Raw genomic sequence first — 19,324 nt, forward strand, 5'->3', positions numbered from 1 at the left:
ACGACCCGGGTGGTGCAGATGGAGCCGGGCCCGACGCCGACCTTCACGGCGTCGGCGCCGGCCTCGACGAGCGCCTGGGCGCCGGCCCGCGTCGCGACGTTGCCGCCGATGATCTGGACGTGCCGGGTGGCCGGGTCACTCTTGAGCCGGCGGATCATGTCGAGCATCAGCCGGGCGTGGCCGTTGGCCACGTCGGGCACGAGCACGTCGACGCCGGCCTCCACGAGGGTGGTGGCGCGGTCCCAGGCGTCGCCGAAGTAGCCGATGGCTGCGGCCACCAGCAGGCGGCCGTGGTCGTCGTACGACGCGTGCGGGAACTGCTCGCCCTTGACGAAGTCCTTGACGGTGATCAGCCCCGCGAGCCGGCCCTGGTCGTCGACGATCGGGAGCCGCTCGCGCTTGTGCTGGCGAAGGATCGCCGTCGCGTCGTCGCGGCTGATGCCCACCGGCGCGGTGATCAGCGGCATCGGGGTCATCACGTCGCCGACGAGGCGGGAGCCCCACTCGGCGACGGGGACGAAGCGGAGGTCGCGGTTGGTGATGATGCCGAGCAGGGTGCGGTCCTCGTCGATGACCGGCAGGCCGGAGACGCGGTACTCGCCGCAGATCTCGTCGAGCTCCTCGAGCGTCGCCTTGGGGCCGATCGTGACCGGGTTGGAGATCATCCCGGTCTGGGTCCGCTTCACCAGATCCACCTGGTAGGCCTGGTCCTCGATCGAGAGGTTGCGGTGCAGCACGCCGATGCCGCCCTGGCGGGCCATCGCGATCGCCATCCGCGACTCGGTGACCGTGTCCATCGCGCTCGACACCAGCGGGATCCGGAGGTCGAGCTCGCGGGTCAGCCGGGTGGTCGTGTCGACCTCGCTCGGCACCACGTCGGTCTCGCCGGGGAGCAGCAGGACGTCGTCGTAGGTGAGGCCGAGGGCGGCGAACTTGTCCGGTACGCCGGTGGGGGTGCCGGGCTCGATCGAAGCGGTCATGGATGCCTTCCGGGGCGGGTGGCGGCGGCGGGTCCCCAGTCTACGGCCGGGCCATCGGTCGCCCCGGTCCCGGCTCGCCCGGGACCGAGGGGGTCACGTGTGCCGCGACACACCGGCCACGAGGCTGACTTGGTGACTCCTCGGCGGGTCAGCAGTCGGGGGGCGGGGCGGTGACGGCCGGGTCCATCCAGATGAGCTCCCAGAGGTGGCCGTCGAGGTCGTGGAAGCTGCGGCCGTACATGAAGCCGTGGTCCTGGGTCTCGCCCGCCGGGGTGGCGCCGAGCTCGAGCGCTCGGTCGACCAGGCCATCGACCTCTCCGCGGGTGTCGGCCGAGAGCCCCACCGAGCACTCGGTGACCGTCGGGCCGGCGACCTCCTTGTCTGTGAAGGAGGCGAAGAACGGGCGGACGAGGAGCATCACGAACGCCTGTTCGCCCACCACCATGCAGGTGGCGTTCTCGTCGGTGAACTGCGCGTTGAACGTGAAGCCGAGGTCGGTGAAGAACCCGATGGACTTCGCCAGATCGTCAACGGGCAGGTTCACGAAGATCATTCGGGGCATGGGACTCCTCCGGGGCGCGTTGACTCCTTCACTGGTACGGACCGGACCGGGCCGCCGAACTCATCGGTCCGCCCGACGGGCTCGAGCAACGGTGCCGGGAAATGCGAACGCCGCCCCGATCGGTCGGGGCGGCGTTCGCGTGGGTGCTGCGGGGGCTCAGTGCCCGTGGCCGTGGCCGTGACCGGCCGCGGCGGGCGCGTCGTCCTCCTCCTCGGGCTTCTCGACGACCAGGGTCTCGGTCGTGAGCAGCATGCCCGCGATGGAGGCGGCGTTGACCAGAGCGGAGCGGGTCACCTTGACGGGGTCGAGCACGCCCTGGAGCACCAGGTCGCCGTACTCGCCGGTGGCGGCGTTGTAGCCCTCGCCGGCTTTGCCCTCGCGGACCTTGGCGACCACGACGTAGCCGTTCTCGCCGCCGTTCTCGGCGATCCAGCGCAGCGGCTCGTCGACCGACTTGGCGACGATGCGCACACCGGTCGCCTCGTCGCCGGTGAGGCCGAGGCCGTCGGCGAGCACCGCGGCGGAGTGCACCAGTGCGGAGCCACCGCCGGCGATGATGCCCTCCTCGATGGCGGCGCGGGTCGCGGAGACGGCGTCCTCGATGCGGTGCTTCTTCTCCTTGAGCTCCACCTCGGTGGCCGCGCCGACCTTGACGACGCAGACGCCGCCGGCCAGCTTCGCGAGACGCTCCTGGAGCTTCTCGCGGTCCCAGTCGGAGTCGGTGTTCTCGATCTCGGCCTTGATCTGGTTGACCCGGCCGGCCACCTCGGTGGCGTCGCCGGCACCCTCGACGATCGTGGTGTCGTCCTTGGTGATCACGACGCGACGGGCCTGGCCCAGCACGTCGAGGCCGACCTGGTCGAGCTTGAGGCCGACCTCGGACGACACGACCTGGCCGCCGGTGAGGGTGGCGATGTCCTGCAGCATGGCCTTGCGGCGGTCACCGAACGCGGGCGCCTTGACCGCGGCGGCGTTGAAGGTGCCGCGGATCTTGTTGACGACCAGGGTCGACAGCGCCTCGCCCTCGACGTCCTCCGCCAGGATGAACAGCGGCTTGCCGGCCTGGATGACCTTCTCCAGCAGCGGGAGCAGCTCCGAGATGGCGCCGATCTTGCCCTGGTGGATGAGGATGTAGGGGTCCTCGAGGACGGCCTCCATGCGCTCCGCGTCGGTCACGAAGTACGGCGAGATGAAGCCCTTGTCGAACTGCATCCCCTCGGTGAAGTCGAGCTCGGTGCCCATGGTGTTGGACTCCTCGACGGTGATGACACCGTCCTTGCCGACCTTGTCGAAGGCCTCGGCGAGCAGCGCACCGATGTGCGAGTCGCGGGAGGAGACGGTGGCGACGGCGGCCATGTCGGCCTTGTCGTCGACATCGCGGGAGGCGTCGCGCAGCGCCTGGCCGACGGCCTCGACGGCCTGGTCGATGCCGCGCTTGAGGCTCATCGGGTTGGCACCGGCGGCCACCGCGCGCAGGCCCTCGTGGACCATCGCCTGGGCGAGGACGGTCGCGGTGGTGGTGCCGTCACCGGCGACGTCGTTGGTCTTGGTGGCGACCTCCTTGGTGAGCTGTACACCGAGGTTCTCGAACGGGTCGTCGACCTCCACCTCGCGAGCGACGGTCACCCCGTCGTTGGTGATGGTGGGCGCGCCCCACTTCTTGTCGAGGACGACGTAGCGGCCCTTGGGACCGAGCGTCACCTTGACGGTGTTGGCGAGAGCGTCCACGCCACGCTCGAGGGAGCGGCGGGCGTGCTCGTCGAACTCCAGGATCTTCGGCATCTCGTCGATGCTCCTTCTCAGTCAGAGGTGGTGGCCCGGCGTACCCGTGACCACCCGTGAAATGACTCGGCCCCGACCAGCCCGATCCTTCTCAGGCCAGCCGGGGCTGCGTCATGCTTCGTCCGCCTGGATCAGGCGATGACCGCGAGGACGTCGCGGGCGGAGAGGATGAGGTACTCGTCGCCGCTGTACTTGACCTCGGTGCCGCCGTACTTGCTGTAGATGACCTTGTCACCCACGTTGACGTCGAGCGGGACCCGGTTGCCGTTGTCGTCGATGCGACCCGGACCGATCGCCAGGACCTCGCCCTCCTGGGGCTTCTCCTTGGCGGTGTCCGGGATGACCAGGCCAGAGGCGGTGGTCTGCTCGGCGTCGAGGGGCTTCACGACGATGCGGTCCTCGAGAGGCTTGATGTTGACCGACACGTGTCGACCTCCACTTTCGAAATAGTCGAGAGGCTGTATCGCAGTTGTGTGCGGAGCCGCGCGCGCCGTCGCGGGGGTCGTGCCCGGCTCACTGGTTGGCACCCTCACGAGGAGAGTGCTAACGCGAATCTATGCCGCTCTTAGCACTCGGTCAAGTCGAGTGCCAGCACTCGTGTGCACGGAATCCCCGACCGACTGCACGCCCGGCGGCTGCGAGGATGCGGTCATGGACCTCGACGCGTTCCGCGGCCTGCTGACCCCCGAGGGACAGGAGCTGCTGGCCCGCGCCCACGAGGTGTACGACGAGGTGGGCGGGGACCCGCTGCGCACCGCGACCGTGCTCCGCCGGCACGCCGGTGCCGAGGCAGCGGCCGCCGCCCTCACGCAGGTGGAGCTGCGTCGGAAGGCGGTCGCCAAGCTCGGGGCCGACCTCGCCGCGCGGATGTACTTCACGCCCGACGGTCTCGAGCAGGCCACCCGCCTGCGGGTCGCCGAGCACCGCGCGGCCCGGGTGGCGATGGCCGAGCCCGGTGCGGTGCTCGACCTGGGCTGCGGCATCGGCGGCGACCTGGTCGCGTTCGCCCGGGCGGGCCTGACCGCCGCGGGCGTGGACCGTGACCCGCTGCGCGTCGCGGTGGCCGGCGCCAACCTCGCGGCGCTGGACCTCGGCGGCGCCGTCCAGGTCGCCGACGCCGAGGGGCTCGACACGGCCGGCTTCGGGGTGGTGTTCGCCGACCCGGCGCGCCGGGGTGCCGCGGGGCGGGTCTTCGACGTGGACGGGTGGTCGCCGCCGTGGTCGTTCGTGGAGCGGCTGCTGGCCCGGCCCTCGTGCGTGAAGGTCGCGCCCGGCATCCCGCACGACATCGTCCCGCACGGGGTCGAGGCGGAGTTCGTCAGCGAGGACGGGGACGTCAAGGAGGCGTCGCTGTGGTCGCCTGCCCTCGCCACGGCCCGGCGCCGGGCCACCGTGATCAAGGCCGGCGGCTTGGCCACGCTGACCGACGAGGACGACCCCGGCGAGCAGGGACTGCGCCCGGTGGGCCGCTTCCTCTACGAGCCGGACGGGGCGGTGATCCGGGCCGGTCTCGTCACGGCGGTGGCGGCCGGCGTCAATGGCGGGCTGGTCGACCCGCACATCGCCTACGTGACGAGCGACGAGGCGTTCTCCACGCCGTTCGCCCGCTCCTACGAGGTGCTGGCCGAGCTGCCGTTCCGGGAGAAGCCGCTGCGGGCCGCGCTGCGCGAGCGGGGCATCGGCTCGGTCACCATCAAGAAGCGCGGTGTCGACGTGGTGCCCGAGGAGCTCCGCAAGCGCCTCGCGCTGGTCGGTGACGACGACGCCACGCTGGTGATGACGCGGGTCGCCGGCGAGGGCACGACCCTGCTCGTCCGGCCCTTCTGAGGGTCCGCTTCGGGCGGGGGGCCAATTACCACGGGACCGTGGAGAACTGCCGCTCCCCGTGGGGAGTTCGCCACGGGAACCGGTCGATTACCACGGGACCGTGGTATTTGGCCCGGCCCCCGGCCCCTCAGCCGTTCTCGCGCCAGGCGTCCTCGAGCAGCTCGGCCACGACCTGGGGGTCGCAGGCGGCGAGGTCGACACGGAGCGCGGTCAGCTTCTTCCCCCACCACTTCTCCTCTGACCAGCCGGGCCACTCGGCGACGGCGGCCCGGATCTCCTCCTCGGGCAGCATCACGTGCAGGTGCTCCCCGTCGGGCAGTGTCGCGAAGATCCGGCGCCTTCGGAACGACGGGAACCCGTGGTGGTCGCGCTCCTCGGCGCCGTCGAACGCCAGCGCGACCCGGCGTACCGCCTCGTGGTCCATCACGCCTCCTTGCGGTAGGTCTCGGGCGGGGTGCCCACCACGCGCGTGAACGCGCGGGTCAGGTGTGCTTGGTCGGCGAAGCCGAGGTCGGCGGCGAGCGCTGCCCAGTCGACCGGGTCGCCGCGGTGCGCGACGGCGGCAGCGTCGAGGATGCGACATCTCGCCACGACCCACTTGGGCCCGATGCCGACGTACTCGCCGAACAGCCGCTGCAGGGACCGCAGGCTCATGGATCCGCGCTCGGCCAGCTGCTCGGCCCGGATCAGGGTCCGGTCGTCCTCGGCGAGCGCGACCAGGGCCCGCACCTCGTCGACGGCGGGGTCCGGGTCGGCTCCGACCTCGTCGAGGTAGCCCTCCATCGCCGTCGCCATGGCGTTCACGTCGGCGGCGTCGAGGATCGCGCGGGCAGCCGGGCGATCGTCGACACCGAGCACCTCCGCCGCGGGTACGACGCGTCCCGCGAGGCCGCTCACCGGTCCGCGCAGCAGCGGCCGGAACCCGCCCGGGAAGAACGCCGCGCCGAGCGTGTGACCGGTGCCGTCGAGCCTGCGCCGGAACGGGACGCGGGAGATCCCGTGCACCAGCAGCCGGCCGTGCTCCGCGGCGACGTGGATCCTCGGCTGTGGCACGACCTGCTGCTCGTAGGGCTCGTCGAGCGCCCATCCGACGTACCAGTGGTAGTCGACGAGACGGGCCCACCGGCTCGAGGCGGGCATCCGGTCGACGTCGATCCGCCGCGCCGCCTCGGACGGGTGCAGGATCGCGTCGGGCTTGCCTGCCGGGCTGCCGGGCGGCGACGACACTGGTGCCACGACGCACGACGATAGCGTGGCGCCCGGGCCGGGCCGACACGCTCTCGGTCAGGATGCGAGCCGATGTCGACATCGACGATCCGGCGACGACGTACCGCTGAAGGGGCCTCGAGGCCACCGACACGAACCGAGGAGAGCAGCCGTGAAGTACGTCATCCTGATCCACTCCAACCCGCAGCCGTGGGGACACCCGACCGGCAGCTACATCGCCGAGTTCCAGGCGCTGCCGGCCGAGCAGCGGGCCCAGATGGACGCCGACTTCGAGAAGCTCTTGGGCGAGCTGCACGAGAACGGCGAGCTGGTCACCGGCGAGGCGCTCGGGGACCCGACGTCCTCGCGGCTCTACCGCTGGGACGACAAGGGCCGGCCGGTGGCGACCGACGGGCCGTACTCGGAGAGCAAGGAGCACCTCGCCGGGTTCTTCCTGATCGACGTGGAGACGCAGCAGCGGGCCGAGGAGGTCGCGGCCAGGTTCAGCGGACCGGGCGAGACCGTCGAGCTCCGGCCGACGATGTGGCCCGGCGGCGACGAGGGGTGAGCGCTCCCTGCGTCGATGACGTGTGGCGGCGCGAGGCGCCACACGTCCTCGGCGCGCTCCTGCGCCGGCACGGCGACTACGGCGACTGCGAGGACGCCGCGCAGGAGGCGCTCGTCGCTGCGCTGCAGCAGTGGCCCCTTGACGGCACCCCGGACAACCCGCGCGGCTGGCTCGTGCGCGTCGCCTCCCGCCGGCTCGTCGACCGTCAACGCGCTCGTACGACGCGGGAGCGGCGCGAGCTCACCGACGCGCTCGCCACCCGCCTCGACGAGGACGCGCAGCGGGCAGTCGACGGGCCGGGGGTGGCGACTGACCGTGACGACTCGCTGCGGCTGCTGCTCATGTGCTGCCACGAGAGCCTGAGCCGCCCGTCCCAGGTCGCGCTCACCCTGCGGGCCGTCTCGGGCCTGTCGGTGGAGGCGATCGCAGCCGCGTACCTCGTGCCGGCCCGCACGATGACCCAACGGCTCACCCGGGCCCGCGCGACCCTGCGAGAGGCGGGTGCGCGGTTCACGATGCCGACGCCGGAGGAGCTGCCGGCGCGGGTGGCCGCGGTGCTGGACGTGTGCCACCTGGTCTTCAACGAGGGCTACACCCGCACGTCGGGCGACCGGCTCGTCGACACCGACCTCGCCGACGAGGCGATCCGGCTGACCCGGCTGCTGCACGAGGCACTCCCCGACCATGACGAGGTCAGCGGTGCCCTCGCGCTCATGCTGCTCACCCACGCCCGCACGGCGTCGCGCGTCGACGGCGCGGGCGGCCTGGTGCCGCTCAGCGACCAGGACCGGACACACTGGGACCGGGCGATGATCGCGGACGGAGTCGCGCTGCTCGAGGAGGTGCTGCCGCGCGGTCACGCCGGTCGCTACCAGCTGCAGGCCGCGATCGCCGCGGTGCACGCCGAGGCCTGCACCTGGCCGGAGACCGACTGGCTGCAGATCTCGCTGCTCTACGCGATGCTGCACGACGTGGCGCCGAGCCCGGCCGTGACCTTGAACCGGGCCGTCGCGGTGGGCATGGCACGCGGCCCTACGGACGGGCTCGCGCTGGTCGACACCCTGCTCGACGACCCGGCCATGCGACGGCACCACCGCACCCACGCCGTGCGCGCGCACCTGCTCGAGATGGCCGGCGACACCGATGCCGCGCTCCCGGCGTACCGCGAGGCCGCCCGGCTCACCGCGAGCCTTCCGGAGCAGCGTTACCTCAACGCGCAGGTCGATCGCCTCTCGCGCAGCTGAGCAGGCAGCCTGTCGCGTTCCTTCAAGAACGGGACCGGGAGCCTTCGTAGCGTCGGAGCCATGTCCTACTCACGCACCGCCGCATGCCGGTTCACCGTCGCCTCCTGGTCGGAGGACCTCCTCGTCGACATCGACGGAGACGGGACCAAGGCCGGCGACGCCTACTACCCCAACCGCGGCTTCTCCCGCGCCGAGGTGTCCTACAAGTACACCGGCGCCCTCGACGCGACGTCCACGCTCACCTACCTGATCGCGTACCGCCCCGAGGGCGGCCCGGTGGTCGGCTTCGAACAGGTCACCGGCAGCCTCGACGGCCACGACGGCTCCTTCGTGCTCCGGCACACTGGCTCCCAGGACGCCGGCTCGGTCACCGCGCGGCTCGAGGTGGTGCCGGGCATGGGCACCGGGGGGCTGGAGAGCCTCCGCGGCGAGGCCGACCTGAGGATCGCCGGGCACAGCGAGGACGGTTACGAGCTCGAGCTGCGCTACGACCTGTGACGCGCTCCGGGCCCTAGCAGCCAGGGCGCGGGGCGCCGGGGACCGGCACCGGGAGCCGGCCCGTCGCCTCCGCCCGGCCGACCAGCACGTCGACCAGGGCGCTCATCGCGCCCGGCGTGCTGCCGTACGTCGCGAGCCGCACCGGCGCGCGACCGGTCCCGAGGACGTAGGGGCGGTCCAGCGCGACCACTACGTCGCCGGTGGCCGGACCACCGCTGGTCCCGACCAGCCGGACGGTCGTGATCTGCCTGCGTGCCTTCTTGTTCTTCTTCGGCAGCTTCGAGACGACCTGGAGGCCGGCCGGGGCGGCGGCCGCCCGGAACCGGAGTACGTCGGACGTGGCGCCCCGGGCGAGCACCCGACGGTCCACGAGCCTGCCCTGGCAGGGGCCGGACACCGACGTGACCGCGGCCGCCGACCACCGTGCCGAGACACCACGCCCCGCACCGGGCGGCCGCGGGGACGCCTCGCGCGCCCGCTGGTGCAGCAGCAGGGCGACCTGACGGGTGGCGGCCTGGACGAGCCGCTCGGAGGACAGCCGGCCGGAGCGCACCGCCCGGACGATGCCGTCGCGGGCCGCTCGAGGCGACGGCGGCATCAGCACCACGTCGGCGCCCGCGGCCAGCGCCCGGACGGCCGCGCGGTCGCTGGCGAACCGTTGCGCGACCGCCTGCATGTCGAGGGCGTCGGTCACGACCAGGCCCTCGAAGCCGAGCCGGTCGCGCAGCTGCCCGGTGATGACCGCACGGGACAGCGAGGCGGGCACGCCCCGGTCGACGGCGGGCACGTTGATGTGCCCGACCATCACGCTGGGCAGCCCCGCGTCGACGCCGGCCCGGAACGGGACGTAGTCGGTGCGCTCCAGCTCGGCGACCGACCGGTCCTGCGTCGGAAGCGTGAGGTGGCTGTCGGCGGTGAGCGCCCCGTGGCCCGGGAAGTGCTTGAGGGTCGGCACGACGCCCGCGGACCGGTAGCCCTTCGCGGCGGCGACCACGTGCTCGGCCACCTGGCCGGGACTGGCGCCGACCGACCGGGACCCGATCGCGGCGTCGCCGCTGCCGACCGTGACGTCGGCGACGGGCGCGTAGTCGGTGGTGAACCCCAGGCCGGCGAGCTCCGCTCCGGAGGCCCTCGAGGCGGTCCGGGTCAGCCGGGCGTCCGCGGCGGCGCCGGCGGTCATGAACGCCGGGAACCGGGTGCCGGTCGTGACCCGTTCGACGATGCCGCCCTCCTGGTCGACGGCCACGGTGACCGGGAACCGGCGACCCGCGGCGCGGGCGGACCGCTGCAGCGCGCGGTTGCTGGACCGGACCTGGTCGGTGCTCCGGACGTTGTCGTCGAACATCACGACGCCGCCCAGGTGCAGCCCGTTCACCAGCCGCGACGGCGGCGTCGACCCGGCGTACCGGGCGACGATGACCTGTCCCGCCCGCTCGCGCAGGGAGAGCCTGCCCACCAACTCCCGGGCGCGCTCGATCTCCGCCCCGCTGGGACCCCAGCCGGTGCCGATCGGGAGCGGCTCGACGGACGACGTGTCCGCCCGCGCCGGGGAGGCCGCCCAGGCCCGGGGCGCCAGGTCCTCGGTCAGCGCCTCGCCGGCCAGCACGGCGCGATCCGGCTCCTCGGCGCCGGTGCCTCCCGTGCATCCGGACAGCACCAGCAGGGCGGCCATGGCCGCCGCGCCGAACCGCACCGCTCGAGACACCCCAAGAACGTTGCCATTCGGCGCCCGGCCGGACAAATCGGTTGGGTGCGGTCCGGACCACCCCTACGGTCTGATGCGTGACGATCACCCTCCGCCGCGGCGGCCGGGAGCTGGCCCGGGCCCTGGTCGGGCCGCTGGACGCCTGGACCGAGCAGGCGCCGCTCACCGCGAACCTGCACTCCGGGGACGTCGGCTGGCACCTGAGGCTCGCCGACCCGGGCCTCGACGACGCGTTCCTGCTCTGGGAGCGGGACGGGGAGCCGGTCGCGGTGGGCCTCGCCGAGGACGTGGTGCTGCGCACCGCGGTCGCGCCTGCCCACGACCGCTCAGCCGAGCTGGCGGAGGCGCTGGCCGGCGTCATGGTCGAGTTCGAGTACGTCGACGCCCTAGGCGGTTCGGCCGTGCGACGGCTGCTGCTGGAGCGCGGCTGGTCGGTCGACCCGGACCCGTGGGTGCTGCTCTACCGGGAGCTCGGCCCGGACGACGCCCGGCGCACGGATCCCGACACGCGACCCGTCGAGGGAGAGGCCGACGTGGCGGCGCGCACGGCCGTCCAGCGCTCCGCGTTCGCCCCCGGCTCGACGTTCCAACCGGAGCTGTGGCACCGGATGGCGGAGGGCCCGACGTACGACCGGCGGTTCGACCAGGTCACCTGGACCCCGGAGGGCGAGGCCGCCGCGGCGGCGACGGGATGGTTCGCAGGGGTCGGGCGGTGCGCGATCCTGGAGCCGGTCGGCACCCATGCGGCACACCGTCGGTCCGGGTACGGGCGCCGGGTGAACCTCGCAGTCATGGCTGCGTTGGCCCGGGCGGGCGCCAGTGCGGTCCGGGTGCAGACACCGGCGGCGAACACCGGGGCGGTGAAGGCGTACGAGTCGTGCGGGCTGCGGCACGTCGACTGGACGACGGCGCTCATGCGGCCCGGCGAGTCCGGCTAGCCGGAGAGCGTCCCGCCGGCCGATTACCACGGTCCCGTGGTAATCGTCCCGTTCCCGTGGAGAACTCACCACGGGAGGCGGCAGTTCACCACGGTCCCGTGGTAATTCACCACCCCCCGGCCGCGACGCTACAGCGGCGCCCGCACCACGGCGGCCGCCCGAGGTGGTACGACGAGGGCGCTGGCCTCGGTGGCGACGTCGCCCCAAGCGAGCAGGACCTGACCTCCGTCGTGCCGCTGCGCCCGCTCGCCGAGGTTGACCAGCACCAGGTGGTCTCCCCGACGGGACACGAACCAGCCGGTGGCCTGGTCCCACCGGACGTCGAGCCGCGAGAGGTCCCCGTCCCGGAGGTCCGGGGTGGCGCGACGGAGCCGGATCAGGTCTCGGTACCAGGCGAGCATCCGGGCGTGCGGCTCCCGGGCCGGCTCGGACCAGTCCAGCCGGGACCGGTGGAAGGTGTCGGGGTCCTGCGGGTCCGGCACGTCCTCCTCCGCCCACCCGTGCGAGCCGAACTCCGCGCGCCGGCCGCGCCGGGTGCCCTCGGCGATCTCAGGGTGCGTGTGGTCGGTGAAGAACTGCCACGGGGTGCCGGCTCCCCACTCCTCCCCCATGAACAGCATCGGTGTCCACGGGGAGGTGAGCAGGATGGTCGCACCGCAGGCGAGCAGGTCCGGGCCGACCAGCTGCGAGAGCCGGTCCCCGGTCGCCCGGTTGCCGACCTGGTCGTGGGTCTGCAGCGAGGCGACGAACCGCCAGCCCGGCAGGCTGGCGGCGTCGACCGGCCGGCCGTGCCCGCGGCCGCGGAAGGTGGAGTAGGACCCGGTGTGGAAGAACGGGCTGCGCAGCACCGTCGCCAGCGCGTCTGGCGCCTCGAAGTCCGCGTAGTACCCCTGCGTCTCACCCGTCAGGGCGACGTGCAGCGCGTGGTGGACGTCGTCGGCCCACTGTCCGTGCAGCCCCAGCCCACCAACCTTCTCCCCGGCCCCGCGCGGGGTGACGGTCGCCGGGTCGTTGCGGTCGGACTCGGCGACCAGCCAGCGCAGACGCCCGGTGCGCTCCGCGAGCTCGTCCACGTCTCGCGACATCTCCTCCAAGAGGTGCAGCGCCCGGTCGTCGTGCAGCTCGTGCACGGCGTCGAGCCGGAGGCCGTCGACGTGGAAGTCCTCCAGCCACTGCCGCACGTTGTCGAGCACCCAGCGACGGACCTCGTCGGACCCGGGCGCGTCGAGGTTGACCGCGTCGCCCCAGGGCGTGCCGTGGGCGTCGGTGAGGTATGGCCCGAACTCCGGCAGCCGGTTCCCGTCGGGACCCAGGTGGTTGTAGACGACGTCGAGGCAGACCCCGAGACCGTGCGCGTGGGCGGCGTCGACGAAGCGCTGCAGGGCCTCGGGCCCGCCGTACGGCTCGTGCACGGCGTACGGCGCGACCCCGTCGTACCCCCAGCCGTGCGCGCCCGGGAACGGCGCGAGCGGGAGCAGCTCGACGACCGTGACGCCGAGCTCGACGAGGTGGTCGAGGCGGCCGGCCGCCGCGTCGAGGGTGCCCTCGGGGGTGAACGTGCCGACGTGCAGCTCGTAGAGGACCGCACCCTCGAGCGGCGTCCCGGTCCAGGCGTCGTCGGTCCAGCCGAACGCGGTCGAATCGAAGAACGCCGACCGGCCGCCCGGACCGTCCGGCAGCCGGACGCCGCGGGGGTCGGGCAGCGGCTCACCACCGTCGAGCGAGAAGGCGTACTCGGCCCCGTCGGGGGCGTCGACCTCCGCCTCGAAGTGCTCGCCGTCTCGGGTCATCGGGACGCGCCGGTCGGCCAGCACCAGGTCGACACCGGACGCGTGCGGCGCCCACACCCGGACCGCGCGGCGCATCAGATGTGCACACGGCGCAGCAGCGCCACCGGCAGTCCGACGAACAGGTCGGCGCACCGCACCGCGCCGCCCTCGTGGAGGGTCTCGGTGAGCTCGTCGCGCCACAGCCCGTCGGGCAGCGTCGCGGTCGACTCGCCCCAGCCGCCCCCCGCCTCCAGCCGTCGCGGCGCGCGCGTCACCAGCACGGCCACCTCCTCGCCGCGGGTGAAGCCGACGGCGTGACGGGTGGTCGCGGGCACCGGGTGATAGGCGCCGGTGTCGCCGAAGCAGTGCCGCAGGTCCTTGCGCAGCGCCAGCGTCCGGTGGGTGAGCAGCAGCTTCTCGTCATCGAGGTCGCCCGGGGTGTTGCCGGACTCGCAGACGGCACCGAGCCGAGCCCGCAGCCCTTCGTAGTCGACCTCGCGACGGTTGTCCGGGTCGACCAGCGAGAGGTTCACGACCTCGCAACCCTGGTAGCTGTCGGGGGCCCCCGGGACGGTGAGCTGGAGCAGCTTCTGGCCCAGCACGAGCGCGCGCACCGCCTCCCGGTTGTGGGACAGCGCGGTGTCCACGAGCGCCCGGAGCTGGCCGGGCTGCAACGCGGCGTCGACGAGCCTGGCGAGCCTCCTCTCGTAGTCGGTGTCACCGTCGACCCAGGCGGTGTGCTGCTTGGCCTCGCGGGCGGCCTTGGTGACGTACGCCGTCAACCGCTCGAGGCCGATGTCCCCGGCGCCGACGAGCGTCTGCCACAGCAGGTGCCCGGTGGGCCGGTCGACGCGGTAGAGGTCGGCGGCCTGCGCGTACGCCTCCGAGCACAGTGACCACGACTCGGCGTCACCGGCGACCGCGAGGATCCGCGCGCGCACGTCCTCGCTGCGCTTGGTGTCGTGGGTGGTCAGCGTCGTCATCCCGAGCGGCCAGCGCGCCTGCTGTGCCTCGGCCCACTCGTGCAGCGCCTCGGGCCCGGCTGACCCGATCATCGACGGGTCCCCGCCGACCTCGTTGAGCGCGGTGAGCAGGTGCCAGCGGTAGAACGTGGTGTCCTCGACGGCCTTGGCCATCACCGGCCCCCAGGTCTGCTGGAGACGCACCGCGAAGTCGGCCTCCCCGGCTGCGGAGGGGGACGGCTTGGCGGCCACGTCGACGAGCCGGCCGATCAGGTCCGCCAGGTCGGGCCGGGCCGCGGTGGCGCGGTCTCGCGCCTCCTCGAGCCGCTCCGCGGCCTCGCCCTCCGCCGGCCGGGCCGGCCGCGCGTAGGCCCGGTAGACGTCGCAGGCGACCAGCAGCTCGGTGACCGCCTCGTCCAGGCGGATGGCGTCGGTGCCGGGCAGGAACTCGGCCGCCCGGCGGACCAGCCGCGCCCGCTCGGGGACCAGCAAGCCGCCGACGACCTCGCGCTTGGCGGCCTCGACCGTCGCGGGGTAGTCGTCACCGCCTCCGGCCTGTCTCCAGGTCTCCTCGAGCAGGGGTGCGGTCGTGGGGTCGACGAGCGCGGCGGTGATCGCGCGGACGGCGTCGTAGCCGGTGGTGCCGTCACACATCCAGGCGGTGGGCAGCTGCTCGTCGTGCTCGAGGATCTTCTCGACCCAGAGCGCGGTCCCGACCCGGGTGGCCCGCCGCAGCGTCCGCAGGTAACCCTCCGGGTCGGCGAGACCGTCGGGGTGGTCGATGCGGAACCCCTCGACCACGCCTCGGTGGTTCAGGTCCAGCAGCACCCGGTGGGTGGCCTCGAAGACGTCGGGGTCCTCGACCCGCACCGCGATCAGGCCGTCGATGTCGAAGAACCGGCGGTAGTTGAGCGCCCGGCCCTTCTCCCGCCAGCTCGCGAGCAGGTAGTGCTGCCGGTCGAGGACGGCCCGGACGTCCTGGTCGCCGGCGTCGGCGGTGCCCTCCGCCACCGGGAAGACGTGCTCGTGGTACCTCAGGACCGGACTGCCGGCGTGCTCGTCGAGCACCAGCTCGCCGGCGGCCACCGTGGCCTCGAGGGTGTCGCCGAGCACGGGCAGCCCGATCCGGCCGTCGAGGGCGTCCCAGTCGACGTCGAACCAGTGCGCCGTCTCGGCGTCCCGGCCCTCGGCGAGGACGCGCCAGAGCGGGGCGTTGCGGTGCAGCGGCGCGACCAGCGCCATGTGGTTCGGCACCACGTCGACCACCAGCCCGAGCCCGTGCTGCCGGGCGGTGTCGGCGAGCCGCTCCAGCCCGGGCTGGCCACCGAGCGCGTCGCTGACCCGGGTGTGGTCGACGACGTCGTAGCCGTGCATCGACCCGGGCACGGCCTCCAGGACCGGCGAGAGGTAGAGGTGGGTCGCCCCGAGGTCCGCGACGTACGGCGCGACGCGTTCGGCGTCGGCGAACGTGAAGCCGGCGTGCAGCTGGAGGCGGTACGTCGCAGTCACCTGGTCTCCTTACCCGCGGCCCACCGGGAGCACACGCCGAATCGCCGACGGTGACGGGACTCACGCCGCGCGGCGGGCCCGCTGTCAGGACCGTCAGGCGTCGGCGAGACCCGCCCGCTCGGCCCCGATCGTGGTGTCGTCGCCGTGCCCGGTGTGCACGACCGTCTCGTCGGCCAGCCCGAGCAGCCGTTCTCGGATGCTCGCGACCAGCGTGTCCCGGTCGGAGTAGGACCGGCCGGTGGCCCCCGGCCCGCCCTGGAACAACGTGTCCCCGGTGAACACGCAGCCGAGCTCGGTGGCGTGGAAGCAGACCGCGCCGGGAGCATGTCCGGGCGTGTGGATCACTCGCAGCGTCGCGCCCGCTACCTCGATCGCGTCACCGTCGGCGAGGTCGACGTCCCACAGCTCCTCGGGGTGCGTCAGCTCCCACAACACGCGCTCGTCGGGGTGCAGGAAGATCGGTGCCCGCACCCGCTCGCGCAGCGCCGGGGCGACGCGCACGTGGTCGTCGTGCGCGTGCGTGCAGAGGATCGCCTTCACCCGACGGTCGCCGACCACGCCGAGGATGCCGTCGACGTCGTGCGGGGCGTCGATCACCACGCACTCCACGTCGTCGCCGACGACCCAGACGTTGTTGTCCACCTCGAAGGTCTCGCCGTCGAGGCTGAACGTCCCCGACGTGACGCCGCGGTCCACGCGCAGCCCGGCGGCCGCCATCAGAAGACCACCACCGAGCGCAGCACGTCGCCGTGGTGCATCCGCTCGAACGCGGCCTCCACCCCGTCGATGCCGATCTCCTCCGAGACGAACGCGTCGAGGTCGAGCCGGCCCTGCTCGTAGAGGTCCACCAGCATCGGGAAGTCGCGCGAGGGCAGGCAGTCGCCGTACCAGCTCGACTTGAGCGCCCCGCCGCGGCCGAACACGTCGAGCAGCGGGATGTCGGGGATCCGCATGTCGGGGGTGGGTACGCCGACCAGCACCACCGTGCCGGCGAGGTCCCGGGCGTAGAACGCCTGCTCCCAGGTCTCGGGCCGGCCGACCGCGTCGATCACCACGTCCGCGCCGTGCCCGCCGGTGAGCTCCCGGATGGAGGCGACCGGGTCGGCCTGCTTGCTGTTCACGGTGTGGGTGGCCCCCATCCGGGTAGCCATCTCGAGCTTCCGGTCGTCGATGTCCACACCGATGATCCGCGCCGCCCCGGCCAGCCGGGCCCCGGCGACCGAGGCGATCCCCACCCCGCCGCAACCGATCACGGCCACCGACTGGCCCCGGGTCACCCCACCGGTGTTGATCGCCGCCCCCAGCCCGGCCATCACGCCGCAGCCGAGCAGGCCGACCGCCGCGGCGCGGGCGGACTCGTCGACCTTCGTGCACTGGCCCGCGTGCACGAGCGTCTTGTCCGCGAACGCGCCGATGCCCAGCGCCGGGGACAGCTCGGTCCCGTCGGCCAGGGTCATCTTCTGCGTGGCGTTGTAGGTCGCGAAGCAGTACCACGGCTCGCCGCGCAGGCAGGCCCGGCAGCCGCCGCACACCGCCCGCCAGTTCAGCACTACGAAGTCGCCCGGCGCCACGTCGGTGACGCCCTCGCCGACCTCCTCGACCACACCCGCGGCCTCGTGTCCGAGCAGGAACGGGAAGTCGTCGTTGATGCCACCCTCCCGGTAGTGCAGGTCGGTGTGGCACACCCCGCAGGCCTGCACCTGCACGACCGCCTCGCCCGGCCCCGGGTCCGGCACCAGCACGGTCTCCAACGACACCGGCTGACCCTTGCCACGCGCGACCACGCCACGGACCTGCTGCATGCGATCTCCTCGAGTGCGAACGACGGACACCCGCACCCTAGCCAGGCCGGGCGAACCGTCCCGACACGCGGATGCAACCTCCCGCGTGCGAATCGCGTCCTGGTCGTGAGAAGCACGGAAGGATGGTGAGAACAGATGCAGCTCGCAGTCGAGCCGGGGGTCGGAGCGCGCGTGAAGGCGCAGGCACAGCACGAGAAGGATGCCGAGTTCGAGGCGTACATGGCCGCTCGGCAGCCGGGCCTGCTCCGTACGGCGTACCTGATCAGCGGGGACCGGCACACCGCCGAGGACCTCGTGCAGACCGCCCTCGCCAAGCTGTACCTGTCGTGGGACAGGGTGCACGACCGGCAGGTGCTCGACGGCTACGTCCGCCGGATCATCGTCAACGAGCACCACTCCCTGTGGCGGCGCGCGTGGAAGAAGCGCGAACTGACCACCGACAGCCTTCCGGACCACCAGACGGTCGCCCACGACCACGACCACGACCACGAGCAGCGCGACGCGCTGTGGGAGTTCGTGCAGACGCTGCCGCGCAAGCAGCGTGCGGTGATCGTCCTGCGCTACTACGAGGACCTCTCCGAGGCGGAGATCGCCGAGACGCTCGGCATCTCCGTCGGCACGGTGAAGTCCCAAGCCAGCCGGGCCCTGGCCGCGATGCGGTCCCGGGTCCATGACCACCCCGTGCTCGCCCAGGACGCCACGCACGCGACCGAGGAGGAGCGATGAGCAACCATCAGACCGACGAGCTCTCCCGCGCTCTGCGCGAGCGGTCCGACGACATGTCCGGCACCGGCCTGGGCCTCGACGACGTCAAGGGCCGCGCCCGCGGCATCCAGCGCCGGCGCCGCGCCGCGAGCGGCCTCGCCGTCGCCGCCGCGGTCGCGCTGGCCGTGGCCATCCCGACGGGGATCGACCTGGACGGTGTCGACAACGGCCAGCGGCCGCTGCCCGCCGACCGGCCGACGACCACGAAGCCGACCGGGCAGACCGAGCCGCAGGTCCCGGTCGAGGTCGAGATCGACGCGGGGTCCTCGCCGCGCGGCCAGGACCCCGCGATCCTGTACGCCGACGGCACCACCTTGCACCGGCTCGATGGCTCCACGGTCGAGCTGCCCGCGCAGTACTCCTACCTGCTGCCCTACGCCGACGGCGTGATGGGCCTCAATGGCGGCGAGGGGGAGCGCGGGACGACGACGATCGTCGACGCGGACGGCCGGACGGTCGAGGGTCCCTGGGACGGCCTCGCCGGGGCGATCTCGTCCGACGGCCAGTCGGTCGCGACCGTCCTCTACGCCACAGGGGGCGTCGACCTCCAGCTCCGGCCGCGTACCGGCGCCAGCCCCGACGAGGGCTACACCAGCAACGTCGTGGCCCTCGAGGGCGACCTGCAGCTCGCCGGCTTCGTCGGACCCGAGACGGTCGCCTACGACCTCACCGTGCTCAACAACCGGGGCGCCACCCAGAAGGCGTACGTCACCGACTGGAGCTCCGAGCCTCGCGAGCTGACCTCGGTGCTCGACGTACGCACGGCCAACGACGTGACCGGCTACGTGGCTGGTATGTCGAAGATCGACGACCTCAAGGGCGAGTACTGCGCCGCCGTCGTGGAGGCCGCGACCGACACGGTCGTCTGGGACACCTGCGAGTACCGGCTCGACGCGTTCAGCCCCGACGGCCGCTACGTCCTCGCTGTCGACCCGCAGGTCGACGGCCTGGGCACGAACACCACGACCGTGCTGGACGCAGAGACCGGTGAGGTGGTCCGGGAGTTCACGACGCCGGACGGGTCGTGGATGCAGGACACCGTGTGGGAATCACCGACGACCTTCCTGACCCCGGTGATGCAGGACGGCACCTGGACCTTGGTCCGGCTCCGGGTGGGCGGCACGGTCGAGAAGGCGCTGGAGCCGACCAGGAAGGGCTACGACGACTCGTCGCCGTGGAGGTTCCAGATCACGCCGTGACCACGGGG

At 72.9% G+C, this 19,324-nt stretch carries 18 protein-coding genes; 7 read left to right on the forward strand and 11 right to left on the reverse strand.

The features are described 5' to 3' along the window. The 4 genes from guaB to groES all read right to left on the reverse strand — a co-directional run. The coding region (gene guaB, locus VFH10_RS05210) for an IMP dehydrogenase (RefSeq protein WP_325126633.1) at positions 1-980 on the reverse strand (980 nt) is incomplete at its 3' end. 148 nt (positions 981-1,128) lie between these two features. Further along, the gene (locus VFH10_RS05215; RefSeq protein WP_325126634.1) at positions 1,129-1,542 is read right to left on the reverse strand and encodes a VOC family protein; all 414 of its coding nucleotides are present in this window, start codon (positions 1,540-1,542) and stop codon (positions 1,129-1,131) included. Between the two features lie 156 nt (positions 1,543-1,698). Beyond that, a complete protein-coding gene (groL, locus tag VFH10_RS05220; RefSeq protein ID WP_325126635.1) occupies positions 1,699-3,324 on the reverse strand; it encodes a chaperonin GroEL in 1,626 nt (541 codons plus the stop codon). 131 nt (positions 3,325-3,455) lie between these two features. After that, entirely contained in the window at positions 3,456-3,749 is a 294-nt protein-coding gene (gene groES / locus VFH10_RS05225; protein WP_325126637.1) for a co-chaperone GroES, read from the reverse strand. A 226-nt stretch (positions 3,750-3,975) separates the two neighbouring features. On the opposite strand from groES, the gene VFH10_RS05230 reads away from it, so the two are divergent. Next, positions 3,976-5,151 carry a class I SAM-dependent methyltransferase gene (locus VFH10_RS05230; RefSeq protein ID WP_325126640.1) on the forward strand — a complete coding sequence of 392 codons (1,176 nt, stop codon included), beginning with the start codon at positions 3,976-3,978 and terminating at the stop codon, positions 5,149-5,151. A 127-nt stretch (positions 5,152-5,278) separates the two neighbouring features. Here VFH10_RS05230 and VFH10_RS05235 read toward each other — a convergent pair whose 3' ends face one another. Both VFH10_RS05235 and VFH10_RS05240 read right to left on the reverse strand, forming a co-directional pair. Further along, complete coding sequence (locus VFH10_RS05235; protein ID WP_325126642.1) at positions 5,279-5,575, reverse strand: MmcQ/YjbR family DNA-binding protein; 297 nt, start codon at positions 5,573-5,575, stop codon at positions 5,279-5,281. Beyond that, complete coding sequence (locus VFH10_RS05240; RefSeq protein ID WP_325126643.1) at positions 5,575-6,387, reverse strand: helix-turn-helix domain-containing protein; 813 nt, start codon at positions 6,385-6,387, stop codon at positions 5,575-5,577. The genes VFH10_RS05235 and VFH10_RS05240 overlap by 1 nt, the downstream gene beginning before the upstream one ends. Before the next feature lie 142 nt (positions 6,388-6,529). Here VFH10_RS05240 and VFH10_RS05245 point away from each other — a divergent pair, with 142 nt between their 5' ends. Genes VFH10_RS05245 through VFH10_RS05255 form a run of 3 tightly spaced genes read left to right on the forward strand, consistent with a single transcriptional unit; the run spans position 6,530 to position 8,667 of the window. Beyond that, on the forward strand, positions 6,530-6,925 hold the full coding sequence (locus VFH10_RS05245; protein ID WP_325126645.1) for a YciI family protein: 396 nt from the start codon (positions 6,530-6,532) through the stop codon (positions 6,923-6,925). Further along, positions 6,922-8,169 carry an RNA polymerase sigma factor gene (locus tag VFH10_RS05250; protein WP_325126647.1) on the forward strand — a complete coding sequence of 416 codons (1,248 nt, stop codon included), beginning with the start codon at positions 6,922-6,924 and terminating at the stop codon, positions 8,167-8,169. Before VFH10_RS05245 ends, VFH10_RS05250 begins: the two co-directional genes overlap by 4 nt. Before the next feature lie 60 nt (positions 8,170-8,229). Further along, positions 8,230-8,667 carry a DUF3224 domain-containing protein gene (locus VFH10_RS05255; protein ID WP_325126649.1) on the forward strand — a complete coding sequence of 146 codons (438 nt, stop codon included), beginning with the start codon at positions 8,230-8,232 and terminating at the stop codon, positions 8,665-8,667. Positions 8,668-8,680: 13 nt separating this feature from the next. On the opposite strand, the gene VFH10_RS05260 is transcribed toward VFH10_RS05255, so the two are convergent. Next, a complete protein-coding gene (locus tag VFH10_RS05260; RefSeq protein WP_325126652.1) occupies positions 8,681-10,372 on the reverse strand; it encodes a glycoside hydrolase family 3 N-terminal domain-containing protein in 1,692 nt (563 codons plus the stop codon). A 77-nt stretch (positions 10,373-10,449) separates the two neighbouring features. On the opposite strand from VFH10_RS05260, the gene VFH10_RS05265 reads away from it, so the two are divergent. Further along, positions 10,450-11,310, forward strand: a complete 861-nt coding sequence (locus VFH10_RS05265; RefSeq protein ID WP_325126653.1) for a GNAT family N-acetyltransferase — start codon at positions 10,450-10,452, stop codon at positions 11,308-11,310. Positions 11,311-11,438: 128 nt separating this feature from the next. Here VFH10_RS05265 and treZ read toward each other — a convergent pair whose 3' ends face one another. The 4 genes from treZ to VFH10_RS05285 form a co-directional block, all read right to left on the reverse strand. Further along, on the reverse strand, positions 11,439-13,175 hold the full coding sequence (treZ, locus tag VFH10_RS05270; protein WP_325126655.1) for a malto-oligosyltrehalose trehalohydrolase: 1,737 nt from the start codon (positions 13,173-13,175) through the stop codon (positions 11,439-11,441). Next, entirely contained in the window at positions 13,175-15,550 is a 2,376-nt protein-coding gene (treY, locus tag VFH10_RS05275; RefSeq protein ID WP_325126658.1) for a malto-oligosyltrehalose synthase, read from the reverse strand. The genes treZ and treY overlap by 1 nt, the downstream gene beginning before the upstream one ends. Before the next feature lie 93 nt (positions 15,551-15,643). Beyond that, positions 15,644-16,267 (reverse strand): MBL fold metallo-hydrolase, encoded by a 624-nt coding sequence (locus VFH10_RS05280; RefSeq protein WP_325126660.1) that lies wholly within the window; start codon positions 16,265-16,267, stop codon positions 15,644-15,646. Further along, entirely contained in the window at positions 16,267-17,352 is a 1,086-nt protein-coding gene (locus tag VFH10_RS05285; protein ID WP_325126662.1) for an S-(hydroxymethyl)mycothiol dehydrogenase, read from the reverse strand. The genes VFH10_RS05280 and VFH10_RS05285 overlap by 1 nt, the downstream gene beginning before the upstream one ends. A gap of 135 nt (positions 17,353-17,487) precedes the next feature. Between VFH10_RS05285 and VFH10_RS05290 the strand changes: the two genes are divergently transcribed. Further along, the gene (locus tag VFH10_RS05290) at positions 17,488-18,078 is read left to right on the forward strand and encodes a SigE family RNA polymerase sigma factor (RefSeq protein WP_325126664.1); all 591 of its coding nucleotides are present in this window, start codon (positions 17,488-17,490) and stop codon (positions 18,076-18,078) included. Continuing rightward, complete coding sequence (locus tag VFH10_RS05295; protein WP_325126666.1) at positions 18,075-19,316, forward strand: hypothetical protein; 1,242 nt, start codon at positions 18,075-18,077, stop codon at positions 19,314-19,316. Before VFH10_RS05290 ends, VFH10_RS05295 begins: the two co-directional genes overlap by 4 nt. Positions 19,317-19,324 lie beyond the last annotated feature (8 nt).

Source organism: Nocardioides sp. (genome assembly GCF_035697785.1).
Lineage (GTDB): Bacteria > Actinomycetota > Actinomycetes > Propionibacteriales > Nocardioidaceae > Nocardioides_B.

Coding starts and splice junctions, on each gene's coding strand:
- VFH10_RS05235 (WP_325126642.1), bottom strand. CDS start 5,575: ATGGACCACGAGGCGGTACGCCGGGTCGCGCTGGCGTTCGACGGCGCC.
- groL (WP_325126635.1), bottom strand. CDS start 3,324: ATGCCGAAGATCCTGGAGTTCGACGAGCACGCCCGCCGCTCCCTCGAG.
- treZ (WP_325126655.1), bottom strand. CDS start 13,175: ATGCGCCGCGCGGTCCGGGTGTGGGCGCCGCACGCGTCCGGTGTCGAC.
- VFH10_RS05285 (WP_325126662.1), bottom strand. CDS start 17,352: ATGCAGCAGGTCCGTGGCGTGGTCGCGCGTGGCAAGGGTCAGCCGGTG.
- VFH10_RS05290 (WP_325126664.1), top strand. CDS start 17,488: ATGCAGCTCGCAGTCGAGCCGGGGGTCGGAGCGCGCGTGAAGGCGCAG.
- VFH10_RS05230 (WP_325126640.1), top strand. CDS start 3,976: ATGGACCTCGACGCGTTCCGCGGCCTGCTGACCCCCGAGGGACAGGAG.
- VFH10_RS05280 (WP_325126660.1), bottom strand. CDS start 16,267: ATGGCGGCCGCCGGGCTGCGCGTGGACCGCGGCGTCACGTCGGGGACG.
- VFH10_RS05215 (WP_325126634.1), bottom strand. CDS start 1,542: ATGCCCCGAATGATCTTCGTGAACCTGCCCGTTGACGATCTGGCGAAG.
- VFH10_RS05295 (WP_325126666.1), top strand. CDS start 18,075: ATGAGCAACCATCAGACCGACGAGCTCTCCCGCGCTCTGCGCGAGCGG.
- VFH10_RS05255 (WP_325126649.1), top strand. CDS start 8,230: ATGTCCTACTCACGCACCGCCGCATGCCGGTTCACCGTCGCCTCCTGG.